This is a genomic window from Paenibacillus phytohabitans (assembly GCF_013141775.1).
In the GTDB taxonomy this organism is placed as follows: domain Bacteria; phylum Bacillota; class Bacilli; order Paenibacillales; family Paenibacillaceae; genus Paenibacillus_AQ; species Paenibacillus_AQ phytohabitans.
The window spans coordinates 13728-30425 of the sequence record NZ_WHOB01000089.1; the positions used below are offsets into that span (position 1 = coordinate 13728).

Sequence of the window (16698 nt, forward strand, 5' to 3'; positions counted from 1 at the left end):
CAAAATTCTGATTCGGAAAGTGCTATTCCATATTCAACTGTTGGGCTCTTCAATCTTATGAAAAGACACTTTCCGAATTCTTGAAATCTTAAGCAACAACCACTCAAATCCCTTGATATATCAGCATTTATTTAGAATCCAGTTGTGATTTCTATGACAAATCTTCTGATTCTCTGTGACATTAGGACGTACTGTGTGTGACAACATTAAGTATTACCCACACATAACTCCCACCCCTTAGATCTTATAAGCCTTCATCGCTTTTCTAATCTCCTTAATGCTAGGACGCTTGCCGTACATCAGGACGCCGGTGCGGTAGATCTTGGCGGCGAGCCAGCCGAAGACGAAGGTTGTTGCCAGCAGGATTGCCAGCGAGACCATGATCTCCCAGAAGGCCACATGGCCAACGCCGATCCGCAGCAGCAAGCTGAGTGAAGAGGTGAATGGAACGAAGCTCGCTACCTTAACCAGCAGGGTATCCGGGTTCGAGATGCTGAACAGCGGCAGGTAGAAGCTGACGAAGCCCACCATCATCACAGGCATAACTGCCTGCCCCAGATCCTCTGTCCGGCTGACAATCGAACCCACAGCTGCATACATCAGAGCGTACAGGAAGTAACCCAGGATATACAGGATAAATCCATACACCAGAATGCTGGCATTCAGCTGTCCCAGATCCAGGTTGAAATCAGATAGGATGCCGGAATTGTGCGGCAGCATCAGGTTGACAGCGATGCTGGCAGATATAATCGCGATCTGCAGCAGGCCGACGAGGAAGATCCCGATGACCTTGCCGAACATCTGTGTTAATGGTGATGCGCTGGTGATCAGAATCTCCATGATACGCGAGCTTTTCTCCGAAGTAATCTCAGCGGCGATCATGTTGCCGGTCATCATCACCGACATGAAGAATAGCATCAGCAGGACGTAGACGACAACATAGTTAATGACCGGCTTGGCATCCCCTTCTTCTGAACCGGAGGCTGCTGCATCTGCATTCAGCTGCTCTGTGCCAATTGAAACTGGAGCGAATATCGCCGCTACCTGGCTCTCCGTCAGCTTATCGCCGACAATAAGGCCGGTGTTCACCTGCTGCAAAGCAGTTTGAAGATAACTCTGCACTTTGTCGCTGATATCCCCGTCTTTGCTGTGATACGTTACCGGCGGTACCCCCTCACTGCCCTCTGAAGCAAAGGTGAGATAACCCTCAATCTTCTCGTCCTCCAGCCCTTGCTTCAGCGCAGCATCATCTGCGGAGGTATAAACTGTGAATTCGACTTGAGCATCTGTTTCAGCCGGTGGTGTATACGCCAGAAGCAGTTCGGTAGGCCGGAAGCCCTGCTCGGCAACCACTCCGATTTGCGTAGCTTCCTTAGCACCGTCTTCTCCCTTAAACACCTTGATCAGATAAGGAACATTCATCCCGATACTCAGCAGGAGCACCAGAATTAATGTTGTAATCATGAAGGACTTGGTTCTTACCTTGTTCTTGAATGTGAAGTTGATAATGCTCCCCATCTTATTCATTAGATTCACCCACCGCTCTGATAAAGATTTGGTTTAGCGTCGGTTCCTTAATCTCGAAATGCTCTACCTCGCCCTGAGCCATGGCCAGCTGCAGAATGCGCTGTGCTGCGCCAATATCGCTGATGGACAGCAGATATCCGCGTTCCTGGCGCTCTACTGCAGTAACTCCGGCAATCTCCGCAAGCCCGTTCACTTCCCCGGCTGTACGCAGTACGACTGCTTCCCGCGGATACCCCTTCTTGATCTCACGGATATCCCCCTGAACTACGGTGTTCGAGCGGTCGAGAATCGTAATATTGCGGCATAACTCCTCCACATGCTCCATCCGGTGGGTGGAGAAAAGAATACTCGTGCCCTGATCCCGCATCTCTCTGACTGTATCCTTCAGCAGCTCCACATTCACCGGATCGAGGCCGCTGAAGGCTTCATCCAGAATCAGAATCTTCGGCTTATGGACGACGGCAGCAACGAAGCCCATCTTCTGCTGATTGCCCTTGGACAATTCTTCAATCTTCTTATTGTAATATTCCGGAACGTCGAACCGGTCCAGCCAGTAACGCAGGCTCTTATCCGCCTCACTTGCCGGCATGCCGCGAAGCCGGGCCAGATAGATAATCTGATCGCTTACTTTGACCTTCGGGTAGAGCCCCCGCTCCTCTGGAAGATAACCCATCAGATGCTGAAGCTCCGTACTATACGGCTTGCCGTTATAAAGAATCCGGCCTTCATCTGGATAGATCAGACCCAGCACCATGCGCATAGTCGTCGTTTTGCCGGCGCCGTTTGCACCCAGCAGACCGTAAATTTCGCCTTGTTCTACCTTCAGACTGATTCCGTTGACTGCTGTCTTATCCCCGTACTGCTTCACTACCTGTTCCAAATGCAAAGCTTCCATTCCTTATTCCCCTCTCTTCTGGTCAATCAGAACCGGACGATGTCCCCGGCTCCATAAGCTTAGGATTTCATCAAGCTCCAGGCTGCGGCTCTTGATAACCTTTACGCCCAAATCATGAATGCGTTTCTCATATTGATAGATTTGCTGGGTCAAAAATGAAGCCACTCCCGGCGTCTCCAGCTTAAGCTCCAGCGCCTGCGGCAGCTCTGCTGCCAGTTCCTCCAGCGCCTGTCCGCCTTCTGCCTGAACCCATATTTCACTCCAGGAGCCGAACAAGCTGTCCTTCTCGGCCATTCCCAGCAGCTGCCCCTGATGCATCAGGACAATGTAATCCGCCAGCCGCCGTACCTCTTCCACAATGTGGGTTGAGATTACGATGGTAGCCTCATGCTCATCCATGTACCGCTGGAGAGTCTCAATCATAATCTTCCAGGCAAAAGGGTCAAGGCCGGAAGACGGCTCATCCAGCAGCAGCAGCCGGGGCTTCGCAGCCAGGGCCGCGGCAATCTCGAATTTGCGGCGTTCACCCTTGGACATTTTGCCCAGCCTGGCATTCTCCGGCACCTCCAGCTTCAGGAGCAGCTCCTCGTAATAGCCTTGGTCCCAGGAAGGATACCAGTGTCGGCGGAATCCGGCAGCCTCGCGGGCTGTCCAGAGATTCTCTTCATTCTGCGAGATCTCCGGTACATAAGCGATAGTCTGGCGGAGCTGCAGCGGCAGCCCGTCACGGTAGGCTTCCTCAAACCAGCGGATCTCGCCTTCTTCTGGAAAAGTCAGCTGCAGCAGCATGTGCAGCAGCGTGCTTTTGCCGGAGCCGTTCTGGCCCACCAGCGCAGTAATGTAACCCTGCGGCAGATTAACATTAAGCGGCCCTACCGTCTTGCCCCTCCGCTTCTTGCACACATTCCGTAGTTCTATGGCTTGCTGTACCATGAGATCCCCGTCCTTCATTTCTGTTTCCCGTATTTGTCCTGCACAATTTCCTTGAACAGCTGTGTCAGCTCATCTTCACTGCAATGTACGGACAGCCCCACATCCACTGCACTCTCCAGCGCTTTGCGGATGGCATCCTGCTTATAGCCTGCCATGGTTCCGTCTCCTACATGGGAGACGAAGGTGCCCGTTCCCTGTCTTGTGCGCAGCAGCCCTTCATTCTCCAGATCCTGATAGACCCGCCGGACGGTGATCACACTGCACTTCAGGTCACCCGCAAATTCACGGATGGAAGGAAGCAGGGTGCCCTCCGTGATCGTACCAGAGATAATCAGCGATTTCAGCTGGGTTTCGATCTGATGATACAGCGGCTCTGCACTGTTCTCATTAATTTGTATGGGTATCCACATGATACGCACCTGCCTTCCACGCTCCGGCATGCCGGACTAACACTTTGCCCCGTTTCATACGAGATCACGGCTCTTCAGCCGGTGAATCGTCCACCGGGAGAACAGCTGCACCGATACAATGCCGAGCAGCAGCGAACCCCACATCAGAGGAGACAACAGCCCCCACTCCTTGGAGACAGTCACACTTGCAAGCAGCAGATTCCCTCCGGCCAGATAGACCAGTCCAGCAATACCTATGGCCAGAAACATGACGATGATCATAATCAGGAAATATGCTTTGCCGCTGAACGAGAACTCGATTAAAATGTATATTCCGGCAATGACCAGACCGCATCCAATCCAGGTAAGGGCAAATGCGAGATACGCGCTGACCGGCAGCTCGCTGCGTATATTGGCGCCGATCGTATAGATTAAACCAAAGTACAGTGTGCTGTTTAAGATAAAGGCAAACAGCGTATTCAGTTTTCTTTTGCAGAGAATGACCTCAGCAGGTACCGGCAGGGACCGCATATACACCAGCATTCGGGTATAGGTATCATCCGCCAAATACTTCATATTTCTCCGGGAGAAGGTAATGCCCAGCATAGAAATAATGGTGACCAGCAAAACATCGCTCAGCAGCCTCCCCTCACCCCGGTCCATCGCATCATCCAATACCATTCCGGCCAGTGCGGCCATATACCCCATGAATACGACGGCGAACAGCAGCGCCCACAGCAGCTTCAGCCTGTCACCGCGGAAATCGCTGCGCACGATGAACCATGCATTCTTTAATGTTGTCATAACCGTTAACCTCGCTTTGTGATTTCATCATCGGCAGTCGGCAGCAGATTCACACAGTTCAGTGTGCTTCTCTCTGTGCTTACTGTATATATCTATATACACAGTATATGACCTGTATTTTCCAGTGTCAAGGGTTCTCAACAAAAGTAATTATGCGGATTATTATAAAGCCCGGAAACACGCCTTCCCGGTTCACTGTGCTATTACGGAATAAAATGGACCCGCTGCCGCACATGCACCACAAACAAAAAGCCCATACATCCAGCCCCGCATAAGCGGAACAGCAGATGTACAGGCTTGTCTTCAATTACAGCTAACCGCCCATAATGACTTTCCAGACCGGCAGCGTATGTCCGCCCGGATAGAAGATGTAGAGCAGCACATAAACGGCAACACCCGTAATAGCGGTGACAAACCAGATCATAGCCGTCACTCTTCCCCACTTACGGTGCTTGGCATACTTGGCCTTGAAGCCCAGCGTCAGCGTAGTGATGCCGAATACAGCAGCTACGGTAGCCAGCACAATGTGGAAGATCAGGAAGACATGGTACAGCGTCGACAGATCATCCGGTCCGCCCCAGGTCGTATTCCCCACGAATATCGTTCTTGACGAGTACACCAGGAAAAAGAGAATTGCCGCCACAGCAGCTGCAATCATTGTTTTCTTGTGCGCTTCGCGTTTGCCTTGAATGATTTGTCTCCAGCCGATAGCCACCAGCACCGCGCTAATGACGATGAACGATGTACTGATCGTTGGAAACAATGTGAAAATATCCATGATTATCCCCCTCGGCACTTACCAGCCCTTATAGTTCAGACCCTCCTCCGCAAGTTCAGAGGCAGGCGCGGACAACTCCGTGTCCTCTTGTCCGTTCTCTTTTTTATACCAATGATAGAACACATAAGCAAGCATCGAGGCAAAAATAAATTCCTGAATGAACTTCATCACGATGCCGCCGACCTGCTGATCTACCTTGGGGGACAGAGATCCGAAGAAGCCGGGACCGCCAAAAGCCTGCAGCAAAGCAGCCGGACTCTGCGGTACACAGTAGCCCATGGCCATCGCCCAGGTATTGGGGTCACTATACGTAGCATACAGGGGAGAACCGGCAAAAATAATCAGCCCGCAGGCCGGTGTCAGCAGGACCATGTTCAGAAAGATGAACCCCACCTGACCGAGGCCGCCCAGCGCCCGGTATTCCGGCAGGGGATTAATCAGATTCCACCACATGAGCCCTGAAGTCAGGAATAATACGGCGTAATACAGGCGGTGAACCGCGAAATGCAGCATGACATAATCGTGAATCGCCGGGATATGGTAGAGCGAGAATAATCCGTTGAAGAGCAGTGCGGCAACGATGGGCTTAGCCAGAAAAGCAAGGCCGCGCAGCGGATTCACCCGGAGCAGCGCACGCCAGCACCAGTCAGGAATCCCCAGCATAATCAGCGGGACTGCGACAAGATAAGACAAGGCCATACTGACCATATGGAACGAAAAAAGGATATGCCCCAGCAGACTGACAGGACCGCCCTGCGCCAGATAGAGGGCCAGCATTCCGCATAAGAACAGCCCCCTCCGCCAGAAGGGGACTGCAGTACTGCCCTCAAACCGGGAGGCCAGCGGACCTATCAGCACAAAATACCCGGCAGTCAGCAGGAGCATCAGGGCCAGAAACAGCGGACTCCACAGTTCAGTAAAGCTGAAGTATTGTAATACCGGCATCATGGCAAGCCCTCCCCCCGTACAGTCTTAATCCCACCATACCCAGTAGAGCGACATTATAATGCAAGTGCCCGCGATAAAAAATCCGCCCAGCATGAAGATAATCGGCATCATATGCCCTTTGTCCTTCAGATGCATCCAGAAGCCCATTTGCAGGATTACCTGCAGCACAGCCATCACCAGCAGCAGAATAACGGCGAAGGTGGGATTTACCCCTCCGGCAGCTACTGCGGCAAAGGCGATCAGCGTCAATACAATGGAGAAGACAAAGACTACAATATGCCGCTGCGGTCCTTCCGGGCGGTGACGGTGCTTCACCGGAGAGTCCGGAGAATGCTGCTTCGTCGCCATGGCTTCATCCCACCTTTCCGAGGAGGTATACTACCGTGAAGATAAAGACCCACACCACATCAATGAAATGCCAGTACATCGCCGACACATAGATTTTCGGTGCAGTTACCACCGTCAGCCCCTTATGCATTAACTGGCCGATCAGTACTGATATCCACAGAATACCGAAGGCCACATGGGCACCGTGAAAGCCGACCAGGGTATAAAAAGCCGAGCTGAATGCACTGGTGGTCATTCCGAATTCCTCATGCCTGATGTATACGCTGAATTCGTAAATCTCCAGGACCAGGAAGCATAGTCCGAGCAGTACCGTGACCAGCAGCCAGTTCCGCAGCATGGTGACGCGGCCCCGGTGCATCGCCTGGATCGCGAAGACACTGGTCAGACTGCTGACCAGCAGAAGAAAAGTTGCCGCCGCGACCAGCGGAAGATGAAACAGCTCATTCGCAGACGGGCCTTCATTGGTCTGATTGCGCAGCGCCAGGAAGGTTGCGAAGAGGGTGCCGAAGAGCACCGCTTCCCCACCAAGGAACAGCCAGAAGGCCAGCACCTTGTTGCGTCCTTCGAGTGTTGCTTTTTCCGGTTCATGCGGGAGTGTCCCATTCGCTGCTTCAGCATGTGCTGTAGTCATATCCGCTCACCTTCCTTCCAGCTCTTCGGGTTCAATATGCCAGCCCGGATCATCGAACAGCGACCGCATCAGCATGGACCCGAAGGTTATAAGCAGTCCCAGTGCCGTAACGATATAGTTATTGAACAGAAAGCTCATTATACTGCTGCTGAACTCATCACGGCTGAACATGAAGCCCAGTCCCGCTATGAAAATCCCGACCGACATCAGGAACGGCAGGATCGTTGCCGAAGGCATATGAATCGAGCCCACCGGTTCGGACGGGGTCATCCCCTTGTGTCCGGCCATTTTTTCCTTCCAGAAGGCATCCAGGCCCCGCACCAGCGGCGTCTGCTTGAAGTTATATTCCGGTGGCGGTGAAGGGATCGTCCATTCGAGTGTCCGGCCGTCTTCCCACGGATCGTCGGCTGCATCAGCCGGCCGTCTCGAGGTCAGGAAGATATTCGTGAGGAAGATCAGCATGCCGACCCCCATCAGCATCGCACCAATAGTGCTGACCAGGTTAAGCAGATCAAACTGCTGATTCGGCAAATAGGTGAATACACGGCGCTGCATGCCCATCAGTCCCAGGAAATGCTGCACGAAGAACGTCAGGTGGAAGCCGATAATGAACGTCCAGAAGGTCCACTTGCCTAACGTCTCGCTGAGCATCCGCCCGAACATTTTCGGCCACCAGTAGTGCAGTCCGGCAAACAGCCCGAGCACCAGACCGCCGACAATAACATAGTGGAAATGCGCCACTACGAAGTAAGTATCATGGAACTGGAAGTCCGCAGGTGCAGAGGCCAGCATGACCCCCGTTACCCCGCCCATGGTGAAGGTTGGGATGAAGCCGGCTGCGAACAGATTAGGGGTGGTGAAGCGTACCTGTCCGCCCCACATGGTGAACAGCCAGTTGAAGATCTTGATCCCGGTCGGAACGGCGATCAGCATGGTGGAGACTGAGAACAACGCATTCGCTACCGGACCGAGGCCGGTGGTGAACATATGATGCGCCCAGACCATGAAGCCCAGGAAAGCAATCAGAATCGTCGCGAACACCATGGAGCTGTACCCGAACAGCCGCTTGCGCGAGAAGGTCGGAATAACCTCAGAGATGACGCCGAAGGCCGGAAGAATCAGAATGTATACTTCGGGATGGCCGAAGATCCAGAAGATATGCTGCCACAGCACCGGATTGCCGCCTCCGGCCACATTGAAGAAGTTGGCTTCCAGTATCCGGTCGAAAGTAAGCAGGACAAGGCCAACAGTAATAGCAGGGAAAGCGAATAGAATAATGGCTGAAGTAATAAAAGTGGTCCAGGCGAACATCGGCATCCGCATGAAGGACATCCCCGGTGCGCGCATCGTGATGATGGTGGCCAGGAAGTTAATGCCGCCAATCAGTGTGCCAAGGCCTGCAATCTGCAGTCCGATGGTATAAAAGTCCACCCCGTGCGTGGGGCTGTAGCCCGTGCTGGAGAGCGGGGTATATGAGGTCCAGCCCGCATCAGGCGCACCGCCCATAACCCAGCTGAGGTTGAGCAGAATACCGCCGAACAGGAAGGTCCAGAATCCGAGCGCATTGAGAAAAGGAAAGGCTACGTCACGCGCACCGATTTGCAGCGGTATGACTGCATTCATCAGTGCGAAGATGACAGGCATCACGCCAAGAAAGATCATCGTTGTGCCATGCATGGTAATCAGTTCATTGAAGGTCTGGGCATCCAGAAAGGTATTCATCGGCTTGATCAGCTGAATACGGATCAGAATTGCTTCCAGTCCGCCGATGCCGAAAAAGATGCCTCCAGCCCACAGGTAGAGAATCGCGATCTTCTTATGATCGACGGTGGTGATCCAGTCCATTAGCCCGGTATGCCGTTTAACGCTGTGGCCATGCTTCAAGGGCTGGGAGGGATGCAAGGATTGCGCTGCTTCGGCCAAGGTACGTACCCCCTTTTTCAAATATGCTGCTTCCGCTTCGGGCTATAGGCTATCCAGCTTCAGTCCAGCGTGTAACCGGCCAGAAACTCGGCAATTCCGTCAATCTCTTCATCGCTTAAGCCCAGATCCTTGGGATCCGGCATCTTGTTGCCCGGCTTCACGCTCTGGGGATCATGCAGCCACGTCTTCAGATTCTCTTCTACCGGTGCCCCGTCCACGCGTGTGTCGTCATTAAGCAGAATGCCGGCCACCGATTCGCGGGAGCCGATTCCGGTCAGATTGGGAGCCTGGGAAAGATCCTGCATACTTCCAGTCGCATGGCAGGTCAGGCACTGGGATTTGAAGGTCTCCGCGAGCGCCGGATCATCCGGCAACACGGAATCAGGAGCCTTCATCGAAGCTAACCACTCCTCAAAGGCCGTACTACTGACTGACTTCACCTTAAACTCCATGAAGCCGTGGGAAGGCCCGCACAGCTCCGCACATTTGCCGCGGTAAACGCCTTCATTCGGCGCACTGAAGCTGAAGCGGTTGACCGTTCCGTCGGGGTTGGTGTCCATTTTGCCGGAGAGTGAAGGTACCCAGAAGGAGTGCAGGACATCCTTGGTGCTTAGCTCAAAAGCGATATCCTTGCCGGCGGGAATCACCAGATCCTGTGCTGTTGTCACCCCGTAATCCGTATATTCAAACTCCCACCAGTATTGATGGCCGGTCACTTTGACCTTAATGGCATCCTTATCATCCGAATGATCATTGCCGGCAGCGAACACCGCCTTCACCGTAGGAACCGCCAGCACAACTACGAGAATAAGCGGGATGACCGTCCACAGCACTTCGAGCTTGAAGCTGCCTTCCACCTGCTTGGGAATCTCGTTCTGATCCGGCTTCCGGCGGAAACGGATCCATACATAAGCTGCAATGGAGAAGACGACCAAAAGCACCACGATCATGATTGAGATCGACAGCTTCATTAGTGCAAACGAGCTTTCCGCTGCGGGTCCCTGCGGTCTGAGTACCGACAAGTCTTCCCGCCCGCATCCGGCAAGAATGAGTCCAAGCGCTGCGGTCATGGGAAGAAGCCGCTTTCCAGCCTGCCACGTTTTCATCATTGATCTACCCCGCTTTTCCCGAATTCGTAGATTAGAGTATTTTCCTGTCAATTATAACAATCACTATTAATATAAGTTCGCCCCACTGTTTTGTCAATCGTTCACAACAATTTCACATAATCATTTTGAAAAAGAAAAAAGCTTGTCCTCACTGATTTTAAAAGCGCTTTCAAAATAAGCCGAGAACTGTTAAACTACTTTTAAAGCGTATTCATATGTATTTGTGTCTATTAATTCATTTGACTAATTATATGGACCTGTATCCCGTAAACCGGGCATACAAAAAAAACCGATTCCAGCGGCAGCAGGCTGCCCGGGCACGGTTTATGAGAATCCTCATGGATGTTATAGCGCAAAATGTTGTCATCAAAAAGCAGAAGCAGAACAATTCTATCTGTTGTTTAAGAAACGGACGAATTCATTCTTACCAGTTCATGCTCCACAACCATGGTCAGCTCTTCTTCATAGCCTCCCGTGATCCGATACTTCCGGACGTACTCCTTCACAAATTTCTTGGGATCTTTGGGCCGGAAAATGCGTGTCATTTCCCGTAGACTTTCCTTGACTTCGTTATGACCTTTACTTGCCATGATCAGTTCCCTCCCAAAACATTGAAAATGAATGCTCCGTTGTAGAGAATGCATGATGAAAAGTCCGCCGTAACCTTGAAATGCAAGTTAAGAAACCATTACACATACGTGGCTTGCATTATCCGCCTTGACTATCCTTCCGGTATTCCGGAAATCCGCCTTGCCGGTGAAGCAGGTTCGTCGTGATTTGGGCTGAGAGTAAGGATGTCTCAGAGTAAAGACACCTTGACACTTTAGTTACCCGAAGAGCCACTTGCTGAATCACTCCTTTCGGGCTTTATCGTTATATTGTATCATATTCCAGTCCAAGTTCCACCTTTCCTTGTAAAATATGCGAATGGAAATTTTTTATACTTCTTTAGCTTCCACGCTAAGTAAGCTCCTCATTTTCCGCTATAACCACTACTCCTACCTGACCTCAGCGACACGTCCCGCTCCCTGTGGCTAAAATATATTGTATGTCATCTGCCAGCTTCGGGAACCTGATATTAGTCTACCCAATGCTGCAGAAAATATTGGACATATCCCCTGTGCAGCTCATACTTTAACGTGATTCTTCATAGGCTTGAAGGGAAGAAGGTTGATTATCCGTGCCTTTCTTCTCCAAACCAAGGAGAGTGAGCCCTTTGTCCCCTTTCAGATCTTCCACCGGATTGCCCGATAATATTGCCGCCGCCTTGTGTTACTTCTTCCCGTTCATTGGTGCCATTGTGTTCCTCGCGCTGGAGAAGCGCAGCCGGTTCGTCCTGTTCCACTCGCTGCAATCCCTGATTACCTTCGGGGCGCTGATGGTAGCCCATGTACTGAGCGGCTTCATCCCTTTTCTCGGTCCTGTGGTCGCCGCCCTTCTCTCCCTGCTGGGCTTTGCCGTATGGCTGCTGATGATCTACCACGCACTGGGCGGAAGATGGTATAAGCTGCCCTGGGCAGGAGCAATTGCCGAGAGTCAGCTGCGGCAGCTGTAACCGGTAAAAAAGATTCCCTTTTGCCTGTCCTCTCCGTACAATGGAATCAGGACTTACAGGAATCTTTACAGGCTGGGGGAACAACCATGTATTTATTGATCATAAATTCCCGCTCGGGCGGCGGAGCGGGGCTGCGGACTTGGCATACCGTTGAAGCCATGCTCAAGGCGCGCGCCATTCCGCATGAAGCACTGTTCACGCAAAGCGCAGACAGCGCGGAGAATCAGGTGCTGCACGCCCTTGCCCGCCGCGAGGACTGGCGCGCCGCCATCGTTATCGGCGGCGACGGCACGATCCACAGCGTGCTGGGCGCACTGCGGCGCAGAGGGGTGCCGCTCGGCGTAATCCCCGCCGGCTCCGGCAACGACACCGCGCGGGGCTTCGGCATCCCGCTCACTCCGGAGGCAGCGCTGGATAACGCGCTGCAGGACCGCTGCCTCGAAGCTGATCTGCTCTCGGGCGCGGACGGGCTCACCCTGACCGCCGTAGCCAGCGGCTTCGATGCCCAGGTAGCTGTCAATGTGAACAACAGCCGCTACAAACGGCTGTGCAATGCCATCGGTGCCGGCCGCCTGGCTTATATCATCGGCATTCTGCATACGCTGATCACCTTCAAGTCCTGCCGGGTCAGCGTGACCTGCGACGGCAGGGAGCAGACCTTCGACCGGGCGTGGCTGGTCTCGGTCTGCAACCTGCCCAGCTACGGCGGCGGGCTGCTGATCTGCCCGCAGGCGGAGTCAGGCGACGGCCTGCTCGACGTCTGCGTCGTCCACGGGATCAGCCGCGGACAGTTGCTGCGGCTGTTCCCGACGGTGGTGAAGGGCAAGCATGTTGCGCTGCCCTACGTCACCATGCTGCGCGGACGCAGCGTAGCCGTCCACTTCGCGCAGCCGCGCCATGCCATCGGCGACGGCGAGGGCCTCGGCACCGCGCCGCTGGCCGTGCGCTGCGAGCCGGGGGCGCTGCGCGTGCTCTCGCCGCTGGCGGCGGCCGGCGCGCAGGGCGCGGCCGGGCCGTGCCACGCGAGCGGCTAGGCGGGGCGCGTGCAGCTGCGGCTGTGCGAGCCGGGGCGTAGCCGGCGGGAGGCACGGCCGGTTGAGCTAACGGCTGCGCCGGCAAAAGCGGCTGGCTGTGGTCTCAATGCTTGCAGCCGGTACCGTCCACAGTCGCAGCAGCCAACGCACCCTTTACCGCTTAAGGCTGCTTCCACCAACAACGTTTCGGCGATCTAGCCACTGTGTACCCCCTTGCGGACTGAGAGGACCTTATTCTCTCCGGCAAGGGGGTTTTTAGTTGACCTGCGGACTGAGATTCCGCTATGCCCCACAAATTGAGTGATCTGATGCCCCAAATGAACAAATAAGCGCACTGGAGTCCGCTTGGCAGCAAAAACACGCCAAATTTCCCAAATAAGCGCATTTCAGTCCGCGTAGTACATTGCACATACTTATCACCCGCCTGACCCCAGTTACTCACAAACCAACTCACTTATACCCTCCCGCTCTCGCACAACACCTGCATTACTCACACCAGCTTCTACAATGCACACTCCATTCTCTCCGTAACACCATCATCCCTTTCCCCCATCAACTCACTCTCCGTCCTGCCGTAATACCATCATCCTTTGCTCCCAACGCACTCTTCAGCCCGCCCGAACCCCAGTTACTCACAAACCAACTCACTCATACCCTCCCGCTCTCGCACAACACCTGCATTACTCACACCAGCTTCTACAATGCACACTCCATTCTCCCCGTAACACCATCATCCCTTTCCCCGATCAACTCACTCTTCGGCCCGCCGCAACTCCATCACCCCATGCTCCCATCAACTCACTCTTCTGCCCCTCAAGGCCCATGCTACTCACAAACTAGCTCGCTCATCCCTCCAGCTTCAGTCCAGCAGATTCGACTCAGTCCGCCCCCCATTACTCAGCAGGCCAAAACCAGCGCCGGGCCGAAGCTCGGGCGGCGTATGGCTGGCCGCACGCTGGATGCGTCAGCCGTGAGCGGCCCTGCTTTTACGCGGGGCTGCAGCCTGCACCCCACCCCCACCTGCAGCTTCAGCCGCGCTATCTGCGCTATCTGCGCTCCGCCTTCAAACACAAACAGGCAGGCCCACGGATAACCTCCGGGGGCCTGCCTGTTATTCACTTCTGCCGCAAAAGTCCAACCGGCAGTTCTCCTATTCCTCCACGAAGCCAACAACGCCGTCATCCAGCGAAGCGATCCGCACCAGCGACTCCACGCGGTAGCCGGCTTCCTTCAGCAGACGGTTGCCGGGCTGGAAAGCTTTTTCGATCACAATCCCAATCCCGGCAACACTGCCGCCCGCCTGTTCAACGATCCGGGCCAGCCCGAAGGCCGCTTCACCATTCGCCAGGAAATCATCGACGATCAGCACGCGCTCACCGGGTGCGATGAACTTTCGGGAGACGGTAATTTCATTGGTTTCCTTCTTCGTGAAGGAGTAGACCTTCTCCACATAAATATCTTCCGTCAGCGTCAGCGACTTCTGCTTGCGGGCAAAAATCATCGGGACCTCAAGCTCCAGCGCCGTCATAATGCCGGGGGCAATCCCCGAGGATTCGATGGTCAGCACCTTGGTGATTCCTTCCCCGGCGAAACGGCGGGTAAACTCGCGCCCTACTTCACGCATCAGGAAAGGGTCCATCTGGTGATTCAGAAAAGAATCAACCTTGAGCACACCAGGGCCGAGAACAATACCTTCGTTAATGACCTTTTGTCTCAATAACTCCATCCGTGCTCCTCCTCTATCCTCAAATGGACCCTGCTTCGCCTGCTACAGACCCGTAGGTTTCTGGGGCAGCAGGTTACCGACAATCGACTTCAGCTCGTTATCCTGCTTGCTGTTCTTCTTGCCGTTGTCAAAGCTCGTAATCCGAATCTCTGAATACTTCTCTCCAGGTCCCACAGGTTTGAACACTAACTTCTCCCTGTCCTCCAGCCGGACATTAAAATTCATGTCCTTAAACATGCCGATCAGATCCTGCTCTCCCGGGGTCTTCCCTTCGTCCAAAAACAGCAATCCGCGTAACGGCTTCACGCCTTCCGAATGCTGCACATCAAAATGAACAATACACTCCACGCTTGTCACCTCCCTAGCTTAGTACCCTCTGCATCCCAGGAGCTACTCCGCCTGTTCTTCCCCGGCTTCATCCTGGTCATGCAGTACATATTTGCTGTATATCCGGCCATAGCGTTCCCCGTACCGCTTCTGCAGCTCAGGCCCCATATCTTCTTCAAGCTCGAACAATACCATTTCCTGTGTAAAATGATTCAGCAGCAGCTCCACGAGCACCGGGTGCTCGGTAACCACCGCCTGCGCGGTTCCGTCCTCATAACGCATGCCGAGCATACACCAGGAACGGTCGATGACAAAAGAAAACTTCCGCCCCCCGCTGCGCTGTGGCTTACCGTCCAGCGGCGGCCATACCGGGTATGGCGCAGAGGCCGCGTTGCCGCCGTCAAAAGCCCACAGCAGCTTCACTCCGCGCAGCTCTGCCTGCTCCAGCTCGCTGCGCAGCAGCGAGGCTTCCTCCCGCCATACATCGACCACGATCTCCTGAGCCGCGAGATTCAGCTGGCGGATCAGCGCTCCCGTTACGTTGCGGTCACCTTCCACGTTATAGAATGAAGGGCTGACCGGGCCTCCGCGCGGCATTTCACTTTCCATATACGCCAGCGACGCCTGTACCCGGCCGGATATCATCGTCGCCAGCTCTTCAGGGTCCAGCACGCTGTAGCGGGCCGGCTCCCCTTCCCCGCAGCGTACGTAGCCTTGTTGAGTCAGGCGCTGAAGCGCCGCGTATACATTCGATCTTGATACTCCTAGCTGCTTTGCCACTTCGTAGCCCGAAGCCTGGCCCTTGGTGGCCAGCTCAACCATAATTTTGGATTCCATCTCTGTGAAACCCAAATTGCGCAGATGCAGCAGCAACTGTTCCATCTATGTTGTCCCCCTAAGCTGTCTGTCTAACCCTGTCTAAATTTGCTCCGACCCGCAGCGCGGGCACCACATTGAGCCTTTCGGCAGATCGGCGCGGCAAATCTGGCATTTCACAATATCCCGTGTACCCGATTCGCTGACGGCAGTCTCTTCTGCAGGCTCACTGGCTTTCCAGTCGCGGATCCGGCGGTCCAGCTCCAGCTGGCGCTCACGTTCACGCTCCAGTTCATCGGCCTCACGGCGGCCCCGTTCTGTATCCGGAAGAACCCGTTCATACTCTTCAGGCTCCGGTTCAACTTCAATTACCGGCAAGACGTCGGCGTACTGGACAGGCTGTTCAGGTCTCTTAGCGAGTTCCCGCTCCGCTTCTGTCAATTCTTCCTCACCGTAGTATTGATCTTCCTCATCTTCGTGCTCATGTACGGTATGTACCGTAACGGTTGGCGCCGGTTCCTTGCTCAGCACCGGTTCCTTGCGCAGTGGCAGCTCCTCAAGCTTGCGTCCGCAGTGCGGACAGAAGTTGGCATCCAGTGCTACGATCTGGCCGCAGGCGCAGAGCCGTTCATTTTTCAGTTCGGCAATTCTTGAGCGCACGCCCTCAATCTGCTCCTGAAGCTTGTTACAGCCGCGCGCCAGCTCGATCATCTGCCCCTCTGCCACCGACATATCTCTGGAACGATATCCTTCGTAGAAAAGCTTTCCCATTTTCAAAAATTCAAGTTGCATCTCATGTTCGATATCAGAAATTTGCCCGTTCAGCTTGCCTACTTCCACCGAGCTTTGCGCTTTTTCACTCACCCGGCTGGCACCGTCTTTAATGCGTTGCAGAAAATTCATTGTAGTTCCTCCTTCTCCAGAGTGAGAATAGGCTGATTCGCAGCCGCAAAAT

General features: G+C 54.1%; 18 protein-coding genes. 2 read left to right on the forward strand and 16 right to left on the reverse strand.

What is annotated here, in order from left to right; all coding sequences use genetic code 11:
- Window positions 1-237 precede the first annotated feature (237 nt).
- The 12 genes from GC101_RS29265 to GC101_RS29320 form a co-directional block, all read right to left on the reverse strand.
- Window positions 238-1527 (reverse strand): ABC transporter permease, encoded by a 1290-nt coding sequence (locus tag GC101_RS29265; RefSeq protein WP_171720221.1) that lies wholly within the window; start codon window positions 1525-1527, stop codon window positions 238-240.
- Window positions 1520-2422, reverse strand: coding sequence for an ABC transporter ATP-binding protein (locus GC101_RS29270; protein WP_171720222.1), 903 nt, complete (start codon window positions 2420-2422; stop codon window positions 1520-1522). The genes GC101_RS29265 and GC101_RS29270 overlap by 8 nt, the downstream gene beginning before the upstream one ends.
- Window positions 2423-2425: 3 nt before the next feature.
- Window positions 2426-3355, reverse strand: a complete 930-nt coding sequence (locus tag GC101_RS29275; RefSeq protein WP_171720223.1) for an ATP-binding cassette domain-containing protein — start codon at window positions 3353-3355, stop codon at window positions 2426-2428.
- Between the two features lie 14 nt (window positions 3356-3369).
- Complete coding sequence (locus tag GC101_RS29280; RefSeq protein ID WP_039306744.1) at window positions 3370-3765, reverse strand: GntR family transcriptional regulator; 396 nt, start codon at window positions 3763-3765, stop codon at window positions 3370-3372.
- A 54-nt stretch (window positions 3766-3819) separates the two neighbouring features.
- Window positions 3820-4548, reverse strand: coding sequence for a hypothetical protein (locus tag GC101_RS29285; RefSeq protein WP_171720224.1), 729 nt, complete (start codon window positions 4546-4548; stop codon window positions 3820-3822).
- A gap of 313 nt (window positions 4549-4861) precedes the next feature.
- Window positions 4862-5326 carry a DUF420 domain-containing protein gene (locus GC101_RS29290; RefSeq protein WP_042133229.1) on the reverse strand — a complete coding sequence of 155 codons (465 nt, stop codon included), beginning with the start codon at window positions 5324-5326 and terminating at the stop codon, window positions 4862-4864.
- 18 nt (window positions 5327-5344) lie between these two features.
- Window positions 5345-6271: a cytochrome c oxidase assembly factor CtaG gene (ctaG, locus tag GC101_RS29295; RefSeq protein ID WP_171720407.1), complete on the reverse strand. Its 927-nt coding sequence runs from the start codon at window positions 6269-6271 to the stop codon at window positions 5345-5347.
- Between the two features lie 27 nt (window positions 6272-6298).
- The gene (locus GC101_RS29300) at window positions 6299-6622 is read right to left on the reverse strand and encodes a cytochrome C oxidase subunit IV family protein (RefSeq protein WP_171720225.1); all 324 of its coding nucleotides are present in this window, start codon (window positions 6620-6622) and stop codon (window positions 6299-6301) included.
- Window positions 6623-6626: 4 nt separating this feature from the next.
- Window positions 6627-7253 carry a cytochrome (ubi)quinol oxidase subunit III gene (locus GC101_RS29305; RefSeq protein WP_039306709.1) on the reverse strand — a complete coding sequence of 209 codons (627 nt, stop codon included), beginning with the start codon at window positions 7251-7253 and terminating at the stop codon, window positions 6627-6629.
- Window positions 7254-7259: 6 nt separating this feature from the next.
- Window positions 7260-9098, reverse strand: coding sequence for a cytochrome c oxidase subunit I (gene ctaD / locus GC101_RS29310; RefSeq protein ID WP_171720408.1), 1839 nt, complete (start codon window positions 9096-9098; stop codon window positions 7260-7262).
- A gap of 137 nt (window positions 9099-9235) precedes the next feature.
- A complete protein-coding gene (coxB, locus tag GC101_RS29315; RefSeq protein WP_039306711.1) occupies window positions 9236-10285 on the reverse strand; it encodes a cytochrome c oxidase subunit II in 1050 nt (349 codons plus the stop codon).
- A gap of 401 nt (window positions 10286-10686) precedes the next feature.
- Complete coding sequence (locus GC101_RS29320) at window positions 10687-10875, reverse strand: hypothetical protein (RefSeq protein WP_019913840.1); 189 nt, start codon at window positions 10873-10875, stop codon at window positions 10687-10689.
- 626 nt (window positions 10876-11501) lie between these two features.
- On the opposite strand from GC101_RS29320, the gene GC101_RS29325 reads away from it, so the two are divergent.
- Together GC101_RS29325 and GC101_RS29330 are read left to right on the forward strand one after the other, a co-directional pair.
- The gene (locus GC101_RS29325) at window positions 11502-11840 is read left to right on the forward strand and encodes a DUF4870 domain-containing protein (protein WP_171720226.1); all 339 of its coding nucleotides are present in this window, start codon (window positions 11502-11504) and stop codon (window positions 11838-11840) included.
- 86 nt (window positions 11841-11926) lie between these two features.
- Window positions 11927-12874, forward strand: a complete 948-nt coding sequence (locus GC101_RS29330) for a diacylglycerol/lipid kinase family protein (RefSeq protein ID WP_171720227.1) — start codon at window positions 11927-11929, stop codon at window positions 12872-12874.
- Window positions 12875-14024: 1150 nt separating this feature from the next.
- On the opposite strand, the gene GC101_RS29335 is transcribed toward GC101_RS29330, so the two are convergent.
- From GC101_RS29335 to GC101_RS29350, 4 genes are read right to left on the reverse strand one after another with little or no spacing between them, the layout of a single operon-like run.
- Window positions 14025-14600 carry a xanthine phosphoribosyltransferase gene (locus GC101_RS29335; RefSeq protein WP_042133215.1) on the reverse strand — a complete coding sequence of 192 codons (576 nt, stop codon included), beginning with the start codon at window positions 14598-14600 and terminating at the stop codon, window positions 14025-14027.
- Between the two features lie 42 nt (window positions 14601-14642).
- On the reverse strand, window positions 14643-14948 hold the full coding sequence (locus tag GC101_RS29340) for a hypothetical protein (protein WP_171720228.1): 306 nt from the start codon (window positions 14946-14948) through the stop codon (window positions 14643-14645).
- 42 nt (window positions 14949-14990) lie between these two features.
- The gene (locus GC101_RS29345; RefSeq protein WP_039309760.1) at window positions 14991-15809 is read right to left on the reverse strand and encodes a TrmB family transcriptional regulator; all 819 of its coding nucleotides are present in this window, start codon (window positions 15807-15809) and stop codon (window positions 14991-14993) included.
- A 36-nt stretch (window positions 15810-15845) separates the two neighbouring features.
- Complete coding sequence (locus GC101_RS29350) at window positions 15846-16646, reverse strand: zinc ribbon domain-containing protein (protein ID WP_171720229.1); 801 nt, start codon at window positions 16644-16646, stop codon at window positions 15846-15848.
- Window positions 16647-16698: the final 52 nt, after the last annotated feature.